The sequence below is a fragment of the Streptomyces sp. NPDC001678 genome, from assembly GCF_042892945.1.
Lineage (GTDB): Bacteria > Actinomycetota > Actinomycetes > Streptomycetales > Streptomycetaceae > Streptomyces.
This window is the reverse complement of record NZ_JBIAUP010000004.1, coordinates 262,615-274,983: the sequence shown is the minus strand read 5'-3', so window position 1 is coordinate 274,983 and position 12,369 is coordinate 262,615. Positions and strand designations below refer to the sequence as shown.

Sequence of the window (12,369 nt, the reverse complement as noted above, 5' to 3'; positions counted from 1 at the left end):
GAGTCTCGAAGAGTCCTGAACAGTTCTGAAGAGGTGCCCCGTGACGACCACCGCCTCCGCCTCCTCGACCACCCCCGCCACCGGGAAACCCGCCGGCCTCACCCCGGAGAAGCGCCGCAGCAAGGCCCTGCGCCGCTTCGCGCTCTCCATCACGGTCCTCAACATCGTCGGGCTGACCTGGCTGGGCTTCGAGCAGGCGTACGCGACCCCGTTCGTCGCCGTCGGCACCGCCTACGCCACCGAACTGCTGCTGGAGAGCGTCGACGCCGCCGTGCGCCGCCGGCGGCCGCGCTACGTCGGCCCGTTCGGCCAGGTCCTGGACTTCATGCTGCCCGCACACATCACCGGGCTCGCCTGCTCCATGCTGCTCTACGCCAACGACCGGCTCTGGCCCATCGCGTTCGCCGCCGCCGTCGGCATCGGCTCCAAGTACGTGGTGCGCGCCCGGGTGCGCGGCAAGTCGCAGCACGTCCTCAACCCGTCCAACACCGGGATCGTCGCCACCCTGCTGATCTACGACTGGGTGGGCATCGCCCCGCCGTACGAGTTCACCGAGTACCCACCCGGTGTGCTCCGCTGGATCATTCCGTTCGCGGTGCTGGTGGCCGGGACGATGCTCAACGCCAAGCTCACCCTGAAGATGCCGCTGCTGCTGGGCTGGGCCGGCGGCTTCGTCCTCCAGGCGCTGCTGCGCTCCGCGTTCACCGACGCCTGGGTGCTCGGCGCGCTGTCGCCGATGACCGGGGTGGCCTTCATCCTCTACACCAACTACATGATCAGCGACCCGGGGACGACGCCGTTCGCGCCCCGCCGTCAGTTCGCCTTCGGGCTGGGGATCGCCGCCGCGTACGGGACGCTGATGGCCCTCCACATCACCTTCGGCCTGTTCTTCGCGCTGGCCGTGGTGTGCGTGGCGCGCTGGCTGGCGCTGGTGACGCTGCCGTTGACCCGGCCGCTGACGGCACCCCTGCTGAAACGTTTCCTTGCTCTTCGTCCTGCTGCTGTCGTGCGGGAGGCTCCGTGAAACGCCCCGTCGCCATCGTGGGGATGGCCTGTCGCTATCCCGACGCCGACGGCCCCGACGAGCTCTGGCGGACCGTGCTCGCCGGGCGCCGGGCGTTCCGCCGGATCCCGCCCGAACGGCTGCGGACCGCCGACTACGCGCCCGGCGCGGCGGCGGACGGCGACGGCATCGACGCCGAACGGGCGGCCGTGCTGGAAGGCTGGACCTTCGACCGGCAGGCCTTCCGGGTTCCCGGCGGCGCCTTCCGCGCCGCCGACCTCACCCACTGGCTCGCCCTCGACGTCGCCGCGGCCGCGCTGCGCGACGCGGGCATGACGGACGGGGAGGACTTGGCAGGCCTCGACCGGGACCGGGTGGGCGTCGTCATCGGCAACTCCCTCACCGGCGAGTTCTCCCGCACCGGGCTGCTAAGACTGCGCTGGCCGTACGTCCGCCGCACGGTCGACACGGTCCTCGGCCGGCGCGGACTCGCGGAGGACGAACGGAGGGAACTGCTGCGCGAACTGGAGGAGCTCTACAAGAGCCCCTTCCCCGTCCCCGGCGACGAGTCCCTGGCCGGCGGCCTCGCCAACACCATCAGCGGCCGGATCTGCAACCACTTCGGCTTCCACGGCGGCGGCTACACCGTCGACGCCGCGTGCGCCTCCTCGCTGGTCTCCGTCGCCACCGCCTGCACGGCGCTCGCGGCGGGCGACCTCGACCTCGCCCTGGCCGGCGGCGTCGACCTCAGCCTCGACCCCTTCGAACTCGTCGGCTTCTCCCGCCTCGGCGCGCTCGCCCGGGGCCCGATGCGCGTCTACGACCGGAACCCCACCGGCTTCCTGCCCGGCGAGGGCTGCGGCATCCTCGTCCTCGCCCGCGCCGAGGACGCCCGGTGCCTGGGCCTGCGCGCCTACGCCCTGATCGAGGGCTGGGGCCTGTCCTCGGACGGCCACGGCGGCCTGACCCGCCCCGAACGCGCCGGCCAGGCCCTCGCCCTGCGCCGGGCCTACGAACGGGCCGGCTTCGCCCCGGCGACGGCCGGCCTGATCGAGGGCCACGGCACGGGAACGGCCGTCGGCGACGAGGTGGAACTGACAGTGCTGGGGGAAGCGTTGGGGGCGGGCGCCTCGCCCTCCGTGGCGCTCGGCAGCGTCAAGGCGAACATCGGCCACACGAAGGCGGCGGCGGGTGTGGCCGGGCTGATCAAGGCCGCCCTCGCCGTCCACCACGGCGTACTGCCGCCCACCACCGGCTGCGAGGACCCGCACCCGCTGCTCACGGCCCCACTGCGGACCCTCGACGAGCCGGAGGACTGGCCCGGGCGCGCGCTGCCCCGCCGGGCCTCCGTCAACTCCGTGGGCTTCGGGGGCGTCAACGCCCACGTGGTCCTGGAGGCGGCCGAGGCGGCGCGGCGGGCGTACGCGTACCCGCGGCCGTATGTGCCCGCGCCGGGGTGGGAGGTCTTCCCGGTGGGCGGGGACGACGCCGGGGAGGTGGCCGGGCGGCTGCTGCGGCTGGCGGAGACGGCGGGGTCGTTGTCGGAGGCGGAACTGACGGATGCGGCGGCGGTGTTGGCGTTGGCGTGCGGGGAGCGGGCCGGCGTGCGGGTGGCCGTGGTCGCCTCGTCGCCGGACCAACTGGCCGAGCGACTGAGGTCGGCGGCGCGCTCGCTCGGCGGGGGGCCGGGGGAGGGGCCCCAGGGTTTCCACGGGGACGCGGCCGCCGGGGTGTTCACGGGCGTGGGCCCGACGGCCCGGCTCGGCCTGCTCTTCCCGGGGCAGGGCACGGTGGGCGGGCGTGTGGACACGGGGGCGCTGGGGCGGATCGTGGCGGTGGGGGACCTGTTGGCGGAGGTGCCGCCGTCGGCTCCCGGGACGTCCGACACGTCTGTCGTCCAGCCGGCCGTGGTCGCGGCCTCGCTGGCCGGGCTGCGCTATCTGGACCGCCTGGGCGTCCGCGCCCGGGCGGCGCTCGGCCACAGCCTCGGCGAACTCACCGCCCTGACCTGGGCCGGGGCCCTGCCGGCGGCCGCCGCCGTCCGGCTGGCCCGCGCTCGGGGCGACCTCATGGCCCGGTACGCCGAGGACGGCGGCGGAATGCTCGCGGTGGCGGCGCCGGTGGAGACGGCGGAAGCCCTGCTGGCCGGCACGGACGCGGTGATCGCGGCGGTCAACGGCCCCGGCCGGCTGACCGTCGCGGGGCCCGTGCCGTCCCTGGCACTGGTACGGGCGGAGGCACGACGCCGGGGCGTCGCCGTCGTTCCCCTCGCGGTTTCACACGCTTTCCACTCGGCGGCGATGCGGCCGGCGCTGCCGGAGCTGGCGAAGTGCTTCGCGGAGGCGGCTCTGGGGAAGCCCTCGGGCACGGTGGTCTCGTCGGTGACGGCCGCGGTGCTGCCGCCGGACACGGACCTGGCCGCGCTGCTGACGGAGCAGGTGACGGCACCGGTCCGCTTCGGCGACGGGGTACGGGAGCTGGCGCGCCACGCGGACGTCCTCCTGGAGGTGGGCGCGGGCACCACGCTGTCCGCGCTGGCCCGCGACAACACGACGGCGCCCGTCCTGTCGCTCGACGTCACGTGCGGCGCGGGCGCTCTGGCCGCGACGACGGCGGCGCTGTTCGCCGCGTGCGGGGCGGACGTCCGGCCGTGGACGGCGGGGCGCTTCCACCGCCCGCTGGACCTGACCCGGCCCCGGGTCTTCCTGACGAACCCGTGCGAGACCGTCGTGCCCGCTCCCGCCGCTTCCCAGGCCGGGGGGCTCCGCCCCCGGACCCCCGAGGCACCACCGCAGCCCGCGCGCGCGAGCGCGCACGAGGGCGCGACGGCGCCCGGCGGAGCCGGGGAGTCGCTGCCGCACGGCGGTGCGCCCGGGCCTTCGGGCGCGGGCGGCCCGGCTGGCGTGTCCGGCCCGTCCGGGCCGGCCCGGGAGCCGAAGGCCGCGACTTCCGGCGCCGGCGTCGGCGCCCCGGGCCCGGGTGTGCCCGGCCAGGCCGGGGGCCGTGGTGCGGCCGGGGCGGCGGCACCCTCCGACCGCGGTGCCCCGGCCTGGACGGCAGGAGGTGACGCGGCGTCGCCCGCGCCCGGCGGTGCGCCCGGGCCTTCGGGCGCGGGCGGCCCGGCCGGCGTGTCCGGCCCGTCCGGCCCGGCCCGGGAGCCGAAGGCCGCGACTTCCGGTGTCGACGCCGACGCTCCGGGCCGGTCTGGGTCTGGGCGGGCGCGCGTGAGCGCGGTCGACGACGCCGTGGCTCCGGGCACGCCCGGGCAGGCCGATACGCCGACCGTTCCGGCGCGGGACGACGCGGTGTGGCCCGCGTCCGGCGGGGCCGGGCCGGCGGTGGCCTCGGACGTGCCCGATCCGGCTGGTCCGGGCGGGCCGGTCCGGGCGGCCGGGGCGGCCGGGGCAGCAGCGTCCGGTGCCGGTGCTTCGACCTGGCCGGTAGGCGCGCCTCTGTCCGACGGCGGCCCCGTCCTGCCGCCTTCCGGCAGCGCGTTCCCGTACGCAGAGCTGGCGGCGCCTGCGGATTCCGCTGGCGTAGCGGGTGCCCCCCTCGGGGGCCCGGGGGCGGAGCCCCCGGCGGGAGGAGGGGGCGGCCCCCTCACCACCATCCGCACGCTCATTGCCACCGCCCTCGAACTCCCCCCCGACGCCATCCGCGACGACGACCTCCTCCTCTCCGACCTCCACGTGAACTCCCTCCGCCTCGCCCAGATCGCCGCCGAAGCCGCCCGCGCGCTCGGGCGGGAGGCGCCCGTCGACACCGGGGCGCTCGTCACCGCCAGCGTGGCGGGACTCGCCGCGCACATCGCCGCGTTGCCGGAGTCCCGGGGCGAGGACGACGCGCCCGTCGAAGGCGTCGCCCCCTGGGTGCGGGCCTTCACCCACCGCCTCGTACCCCGCCCGGCCACCACCGCGCCGGGCCGCGGGACCGCCCACACCTGGACCCACCTCGTCCCCGACGACCACCCCCTCGCCGACGCCATCCGTGCCGCCTTCCCCACCAGGGACGGTGCCGTCCCCGCCACCGTCGTCGCCCTGCCGCCCGACCCCACGCCCGTGGAGTGCGTGGCCGCCCTCCACGCCGCCGCGACCGGCGAGGAACCGGTTCTCCTCCTCCACCACCGCACCGTCGGCGACGTCATCGCCCGCTCGGTCGTCGCCGAACGTCCCGGCAAGCCCTGCCTCGTCGTGGACGCGCCGCCCCACCCCGACGGCATACGGCAGGCCGCCGTCGAGGCCGCGGCGCGCGGCGTCAGCGGCTACGCCGAGATCGTCCTCGACGACACCGGACGCCCCCACGCGCCCGTCACCGAACTCCGTCCCCTGCCACTGCCCGACGCCGCCGCGGTCCCCCTCGGGCCCGGCGACGTCTGCCTGGTGACCGGCGGTGCCAAGGGCATCGGCGCCGAGTCGGCGCTCGCCCTCGCCCGCGCCACCGGGGCACGCCTCGCCCTGCTGGGGCGCGGCGCGCCCGGCGACGACGCCGAAGTCGGCACATGGCTACGGCGGTTCGCCGACGAGAAAGTGACCGCGCTGTACCTCACGGCCGACGTCACCGACCCCGCCGCCGTCCGCCGCCGCGTCGCCGAGGCCGAGGCGCGCCTCGGTCCCGTCACCGCCGTCCTCCACTGCGCCGGGCGCAACGAACCCGGGCGGCTGGAGACCGTCACCCCAGAGCGGCTGCGCGCCGCCTGCGCGCCCAAGCGGGCCGGGCTGGACGCGGTCCTCGCCGCCGTGGACACCGGGCGGCTGCGCCTCCTCGTGGCCTACGGGTCGGTGATCGCCCGGATCGGGCTGCCGGGCGAGGCCGACTACGCCCTCGCCAACGACCTGATGCGACGCCGCGTCGAGGAACTCGGCGCGGCCCTGCCGCACTGCCTCTGCCTGACCGTCGAATGGTCGCAGTGGGAGGGCGCGGGCATGGCCCAGCGGCTCGGGGCCGTCGAGACGCTGCGCCGCCAGGGCGTCGCCCCGATCCCCGTGGCCGACGGCACGAGGATCCTGCTGTCCCTGCTCGCCGCCCCGGACCTGCCGCCGTCGGTGCTGGTCGCCGGGCGGCTGCCCCGCGCCGGGACGCTGCGGTACGCCGACGAGTCGCTGCCGCTGCTGCGGTTCCTGGAGCGGCCGCTGGTGCACCAGCCGGGCGTGGAGGTGGTGGCCGACGCCCGCGTGGGCCTGGGCAACGACCCGTACCTGGCCGACCACGCCCTCGATGGCGTGCCCCTGCTGCCCGCCGTCGTCGGCCTGGAGGCCATGGCCCAGGCGGCGGCCGCCGTCACCGGGCACGACACCGTCCTCACCGTCTCCGAAGCCGCCTTCGAACGGCCGGTCACCGTGCCGCCGGACGGCTCCCGCACCGTCCGCGTCGCCGCGCTCCGCCACGACGACGGCACGGTGGTCGCGGTGGTGCGCAGCGACGAGACGGGCTTCGCGGCCGACCACTTCCGCGCGGTGTACCGCACGGGTGAGGCGCCGGCCGGCCCGCCGGCGGCCCCCGTCCGCGCGGACGCCGCGCGCTCGCCGCACTACGGCGAACTGTTCTTCCACGGCCCGCGCTTCCGCCGCCTGGTGCGCTACCGGCGGCTCAGCGGCCGCCGCTGCGTGGCCGAGGTGGCGGCGGGCGGCACGGGGGAGTGGTTCAGCGGCTTCCACAGCCCGAGGCTGCTGCTGGGTGACGCGGCGCTGCGTGACGCGTACGTGCACGTGCTCCAGGGCTGTGTGCCGCACCGGCGGGTGCTGCCGGTGGGCGCGGACGCCGTCCGCTTCCACGGCCCGGCGCCCGGGGAGGGCGCTGTGGTGGTGCACGCGCACGAGACGGCGCACGACGCCGACGGCTACCGCTACGACGTGCGCGTGGAGGACGCCGCAGGGACGGTCCTGGAGACGTGGCACGGCCTGCGGCTGAAGGACGTCGGCCCGCTGCCCCGGCCCGCCGGCGCGCCCTGGCCCGCCGAACTGCTCGGCCCGTACCTCACCCGCAGCCTGGACGGCCTGCTGCCCGAGGCCGGGGTGGATCTCGCGGTCGGTGCCACGGCCGACGGTGTACCCGTCGCCGCGGACGGCTTCCGCCGCGCCGCCCACCTGGGCGACCGGGCCCTGGTCGCCGTCGCCGGCCGGCCCGTGGCCGTGGACTGGGCGCCCGTGCCCGACGCGCCCCCCGAGCGCTGGCGGGACCTGCTGGGCCCCCGCGCGGCCGCCGTGGCCGAGGAGGCGGACCGGGCGACGGGCGGGGAGCCGGGCCACGGCTACGCCCGCCTGCTGACATGCCGCCAGGCCCTGCTCGCGCTCGGCGCCCGCCCGGACGCCCCGCTGCGCGTGGAGCGCACGGCCGCCGACGGCTGGGTGCTGCTGCGGGCCGGCGACCTGGCCGTCGCCACCGTCGTCGTCCGCGTCGCCGGTCTGTCCGCCCCGGTCGCGGTGGCGGTCGGCACCGCGCCGCCCGTCCGCGTACCGCGGTCCGTACGGGCCCGGGCCGCCGGGAGCCGCGCATGACCCCTGCCCGGCGCACCTACGTCCACCGCCACCACGTCCCGTTCGAGGAGACCAACCTCGCCGGCAACGTCTACTTCGCCCACTACGTGCGCTGGCAGGGCCACTGCCGCGAGCGCTTCCTGGCCGAGCACGCGCCGGGCACGGTCGCGGCCTTCGCCCACGGTCTCACGCTCGTCACGGTCTCCTGCGACATGGAGTACCTGCGCGAATGCCGGGCACTGGACGAGATCGACGTCCACATGTCGCTGCGCCACCTCGCCGGCAACCGCATCGAGATGGCCTTCGACTACGTGCGCCCCGGCAGCCCGCCGGAACTGGTGGCCCGCGGCCACCAGACCGTCGCCTGCATGCGCCGCACCGGCGACGGCGGCGTCATGGAGCCCGAGCCGGTACCGGAGGAACTGCTGGCCGCACTGAAGCCGTTCCAGTACGGGTGAACCGAGCCGGGAGGCGCCCGAAACCCTGCGACGCGGGTCGGAGGCGCGTGATACTTCCCGTCATGGACGACACCACAGAAGACGGCGTGACCGCGGCGCCGACTCCGGAGTGGGCGGTGGCGATCCGGCAGGCCCGTGACGAGAGCGGTTATCGCGGACCGGACGTCCCGCACACGGTCGGTGGCATTCGCGCGCACCTGCGCGAGGAGCTTCACGGCGAGTTCGACGCCGAGCTGGTCACTGTTCCGGACGGCGCCCTGTTCGAGGCCTTCCTGTATCACTGGTGGACCCAGTCCCTGGCCGACATCGCGGACGACGAGGAGGCCCGGCAGGCCGCGATCGACTTCGCCGACCTCGCCACCGGGTTGCACGCCAAGGCGTCGGGCAGCGGAAGGACGTACAAGGCACCGGCATAAGCCGACTGTGCCCACCATCGGTCCCACTCAGGCGATACCAGGTGTGGCCGGGCATGCTTCGCCGGGCTTTTCAGGGCGGGGCGGGGACGAAGTCCAGCAGACCCAGCCCGCCCGGCATCGGTGTCACCCCGTTCAGCCGCAACCCCGCCCGTTCCCCCAGCTCCCGGAGCTCGTCGGCGTCGCGCTCGCGTCCGCCGTAGACCAGCAGCATGACGAGGTCCAGCTCCAGCAGGCCGGCGCTGGTGCTGGCGCCGCCGTCGCCCTCGCGCAGGTGCTCGGTGATCAGGACGTGGCCGCCCGGGGGCAGGGCCTCCGAGCAGCGGCGCAGGAGGGCGCCGGCGTGTTCGTCCGGCCAGTCGTGGACCACGTTCACCAGCAGGATCACATCGGCGCCGGCCGGGAGGGCGTCGAAGAAGCTTCCCGACGTGAAGGCGCAGCGGCGCCCCTCGGCGGTGCCGCCCCAGTCGGCGCGGGCCGCCGTCACGGCCGGGGCGCGGTCCAGGAGCGTGCCCCGCAAGTGGGGGTGGGCGCGCAGGACTTCCGCGAGGACGGTGCCCGTGCCGCCGCCCGCGTCGAGGACGTGGCGGGCCGTCGACCAGTCGTACCCGGCGGCCACCGCCGGGGCGAGCGCGGCGGCGCGGGCCGCCATCGCCGCGTCGAACGACGCGCCCAGTGCCGGGTCCGCCGCCAGGTCCTCCCAGACGGGGCGCCCGTAGACCCGCTCGTACACGGGTCGGCCGGTGCGCAGCGCCTCCAGGATGTGGACGCAGGCGCGGTCGCCGCGCCCGATGGCGCCCTCGAGGTCGAGCCAGGGGCCCATGCTCATGGGGCGGCCGCCGGACTCCAGCAGCCGGGAGAGGGAAGTGGGGCCGTAGGCGCCGGGGGCGGGTTCCGTGAAGACGCCGCGGGCCGTCAGTAGTCGTAGGACCCGGTGCAGGGCGTCCGGTACGACGCCGGTGCGCCGGGCCAGCTCGGCGACCCCGAGCTCGCCGTCGGCGAGCAGGTCGGGGACGCCGAGGGTCGCCACGGCCCGCAGGGCCCATGGGGTCATCGTGTCCTTCAGGGCCAGGAGCCGAGCGAAGGCCTCGTCCATGGTCACGGCCGCAGCGCGTACAGGGCGTTGAACGGGCTCGCCGTCGGGATCCGTTCGACGCGTCCGAAGCCCGCCGCCTCCGCGAGCCGGTGGAGCTCCGCCGGTGGCAGGCCCAGGGTGCCCAGCCCGGGGGCGCCGTCGGCCAGCGCGGTGGGCAGGCAGTAGAGGGTGCTGGTGGCGTAGAGGACGGTGGCCTGGGGGCCGGTGTTGTCGGCGGGGTCGTCCGCCGACAGCGACTCCAGGACGAGCAGGACGCCGTGCTCCGGATCGAGCGCCCCCCGTACCGTCCGCAGCAACTCCTCGGGCGCGGCCGCGTCGTGGAGGACGTCGAACATGGTGACCAGCGTGAGCGGTCCGGTGTCCGCCAGTGCCGTCGTCGCGTCCGTCGTCTCGATCGTCACCCGGCCGTCCACGCCCGCCGCGCGGGCGGCCTCGTCCGCGCGGCGTGCGTTCGGCTCGTGGAGGTCGTAGCCGGTCAGGCGGCAGTCGGTGAACCGCCTCGCCAGCCTGACCAGTGCCAGGCCGCCGCCGCAGCCTATGTCCGCCACCGTCCCGCCCTTCTCCAGCGCGGGCGCCAGCCCGGGGACGGCGGGGATCCACCGCTCGGTGAGCTCGGTGTCCAGCCAGGTCGCGCTCATCCGCTCCATGGCGGCGAACAGCCGCTCGGAGTAGGCGCCCCGGTCGACGCCCTTGCCCGTGCGGAAGTCCTCGGCGACGTCCTCCACGGCCGCCGCCAGCGGGGGCAGCAGCTCGAAGCCGGGGGCGAGATGGACGGGCGAGTCCTCGAAGGCGAGGACGGCCGCGTGCGCCGGGGGCAGCGTGAAGCGGTCGTCGGCGCGGTCGTGGTCGAGATAGCCGGCGCTCGCCAGGCCGCGCAGCCACTCCAGCAGATGGCGCTCCGACAGGCCGGTGCGCCCGGCGAGTTCGGTCGCCGTGGCCGGCCCGCCCGTGCCCAGCGCGGTGAACAGCCCCAGCCGTACGCCCAGCGCGACCAGCACCCCGGACATGGCCGCGCCGAGGTCGCCGACGGCCCGGCCCAGGAAGTCCTGGACAGCCAGCGGGTCCAGCCCCTCCGGCATCCCCAGGGGCTGCCCGCTCCCCATCGACCAGCCGTGCGGGCCCGCCGCCGGGCCCTGCGGGAGGAACAGCGCGCGGGCGCGGTCCGCCGCCGCCGTCCAGTAGCCGGTGAGGATCCGGCGTTCCGTGAGTGGGTCGGCGATGTCGAGGTTCTCCCAGCCGAAGTGGCACACCTGGAGCAGCGAGGACGCGAGGCCCGCCGGCTCGATCCACAGCCGGCCGCCGAGCGCCGCCGTCCACGCGGGCCGGCGCAGTTCGAACTCCAGGTAGGGGAGGTAGGAGGGGAATTCCTGGGCGGCGTCCACCATCCGGGTCACCCGCATCCGGACGGTGCCGCTGGCGTCCCCCATGATCAGGCCGAGTTCGCCGCCGGGTTCTAGGGCGCCGGTGGAGCGCTGGAGCCAGTGCTGGACGCCCGCCGGGGAGGTGAGCTCCTGCCAGGCCCGGTAGGCGGGCACGGGCAGGGGGATCTGGAGGTACGGGCCGACCCGGCGCCACGGCCAGCGCCAGGTGGTGCCGGTGCGCAGATGGGCCGCGAGCTGGTCGAGGATGCCGGGCCAGCCCATGCCGTTCCAGGACCGCCAGTCGGAGGGCGGGTTGTCGGCCTCCTCGACGACGGTGACCGTCGTGCCACCGCCCGTGTCCCCGGGCGCGACCGTCCAGGTCACCGCCGTGGCCGGGCCCACGCCCACCCAGCGCCACAGCAGGCGCAGCGAGCCCGCCCGGTGCCCCCGCGGCGCGATCGCGCTCAGGGTGCGGCACCAGAAGAACTCGCCGTCCTCGAAGTCCAGCGTCGACTCCCGCCCGGCGACCGCCCACGGCCCCCGGCAGACCGCCAGCCAGCGCGCCACCCGGTCCGGCTCGGTGAGCGCGGCCCACACGGCCTCCGGCGGCTCGGGCAGGGCGACGGTGCTGACCAGCCGTTCCCACCGGTCCTGGGCGACGGGACGGGCGCTGCCGCCCAGCGGCGGGAAGGCGGCGGACTCGCGGGCGAGGCCGCGCGGACGGGGGTCGGCGGGCGTCATGGGCACCTTCCTGGAAGGGGGAGCGCCCCGAAGGGGCGCGGGGAACTGCGCGACCGGCCACGACGCGCCCGCGGATGACATACAGCGGACCGCCGGGGGGCGCCTACGTGCCTACTTGCCGAACTCCTTGTACTCGGGCCCGAACCGCTCCCAGGGCAGGTAGCCGCCCATGGTGAAGCGCAGGCTGGTGACGTACGCGACCGGCGAGTCGTCCATCCGCTCGATGTCGTGCAGCGGCAGCATCCGGTAGATCTGCCCCTTGCCGGGCGAGCCGGCGGGCGGGATCTGGCGGACGTCGTCGATCGTGAGGATGATCGGCTCCTTGTTGGCCAGCCGCAGGCCCAGTTTGGGCATGTCGAAGATGGCGCCGACGGCCATGCGGCACGCCTTGGCGGCCGGTCCCTCGCCCGCGTACGGGTCGAAGGGGGTGCGGATCTGGCCGGTCGACAGGCAGTCCGGGTTGAGGACGACCGTGATGCGGCCGAGCTCCTCGCAGGAGCCCTCCATCTTCATCTCGATGAGGTTGGTGTACACCTCGGCCTTCGACCACTCCTCGGACGTCGGCTGCGAGCGCACCACGCGGACGTAGCCGTCGAAGGGCACCGTGTACTCGCCGACACCGGGGACGGCGAAGGTGTCGACCGAGGTGATGCCGAGGTTGTCGATGCCGGGAACCGGCGGGGTCCAGGGTTTCACGCTGGTGCCGGAGTACAGGTTGCGCACACCGTCCGTGGTGACCGGGCGGCCATAGACCACGGACGGCCGCTGCGTCGGAGCGGACATCTCTCCCCTTTCAGGGCGGTGGAAGACGGAAGCGCGCCGCG

At 76.0% G+C, this 12,369-nt stretch carries 7 protein-coding genes; 4 read left to right on the top strand and 3 right to left on the bottom strand.

From position 1 onward, the window contains the following. Positions 1 to 40: 40 nt before the first annotated feature. The 4 genes from ACFYZR_RS10605 (at position 41) to ACFYZR_RS10590 (ending at position 8,350) form a co-directional block, all read left to right on the top strand. Positions 41 to 1,024: an enediyne biosynthesis protein UnbU gene (locus tag ACFYZR_RS10605; protein ID WP_391907934.1), complete on the top strand. Its 984-nt coding sequence runs from the start codon at positions 41 to 43 to the stop codon at positions 1,022 to 1,024. Beyond that, positions 1,021 to 7,497 carry an SDR family NAD(P)-dependent oxidoreductase gene (locus ACFYZR_RS10600; RefSeq protein ID WP_391907931.1) on the top strand — a complete coding sequence of 2,159 codons (6,477 nt, stop codon included), beginning with the start codon at positions 1,021 to 1,023 and terminating at the stop codon, positions 7,495 to 7,497. Before ACFYZR_RS10605 ends, ACFYZR_RS10600 begins: the two co-directional genes overlap by 4 nt. Beyond that, the gene (locus ACFYZR_RS10595) at positions 7,494 to 7,934 is read left to right on the top strand and encodes an acyl-CoA thioesterase (RefSeq protein ID WP_391907928.1); all 441 of its coding nucleotides are present in this window, start codon (positions 7,494 to 7,496) and stop codon (positions 7,932 to 7,934) included. Before ACFYZR_RS10600 ends, ACFYZR_RS10595 begins: the two co-directional genes overlap by 4 nt. A 62-nt stretch (positions 7,935 to 7,996) precedes the next feature. Further along, a complete protein-coding gene (locus ACFYZR_RS10590; RefSeq protein WP_391907925.1) occupies positions 7,997 to 8,350 on the top strand; it encodes a hypothetical protein in 354 nt (117 codons plus the stop codon). Positions 8,351 to 8,420: 70 nt separating this feature from the next. Here ACFYZR_RS10590 and ACFYZR_RS10585 read toward each other — a convergent pair whose 3' ends face one another. The 3 genes from ACFYZR_RS10585 to ACFYZR_RS10575 form a co-directional block, all read right to left on the bottom strand. Beyond that, on the bottom strand, positions 8,421 to 9,443 hold the full coding sequence (locus tag ACFYZR_RS10585) for a methyltransferase (protein ID WP_391908551.1): 1,023 nt from the start codon (positions 9,441 to 9,443) through the stop codon (positions 8,421 to 8,423). 2 nt (positions 9,444 to 9,445) lie between these two features. After that, entirely contained in the window at positions 9,446 to 11,545 is a 2,100-nt protein-coding gene (locus tag ACFYZR_RS10580; protein ID WP_391907922.1) for an SRPBCC domain-containing protein, read from the bottom strand. Between the two features lie 111 nt (positions 11,546 to 11,656). After that, on the bottom strand, positions 11,657 to 12,328 hold the full coding sequence (locus ACFYZR_RS10575; protein ID WP_391907919.1) for a DUF6073 family protein: 672 nt from the start codon (positions 12,326 to 12,328) through the stop codon (positions 11,657 to 11,659). Between the last annotated feature and the right edge of the window lie 41 nt (positions 12,329 to 12,369).

What these genes read in the sequence shown, in the direction of transcription:
- ACFYZR_RS10595 (WP_391907928.1), top strand. Translation starts at nt 7,494, where the DNA reads ATGACCCCTGCCCGGCGCACCTACGTCCACCGCCACCACGTCCCGTTC.
- ACFYZR_RS10590 (WP_391907925.1), top strand. Translation starts at nt 7,997, where the DNA reads ATGGACGACACCACAGAAGACGGCGTGACCGCGGCGCCGACTCCGGAG.
- ACFYZR_RS10585 (WP_391908551.1), bottom strand. Translation starts at nt 9,443, where the DNA reads ATGGACGAGGCCTTCGCTCGGCTCCTGGCCCTGAAGGACACGATGACC.
- ACFYZR_RS10580 (WP_391907922.1), bottom strand. Translation starts at nt 11,545, where the DNA reads ATGACGCCCGCCGACCCCCGTCCGCGCGGCCTCGCCCGCGAGTCCGCC.
- ACFYZR_RS10575 (WP_391907919.1), bottom strand. Translation starts at nt 12,328, where the DNA reads ATGTCCGCTCCGACGCAGCGGCCGTCCGTGGTCTATGGCCGCCCGGTC.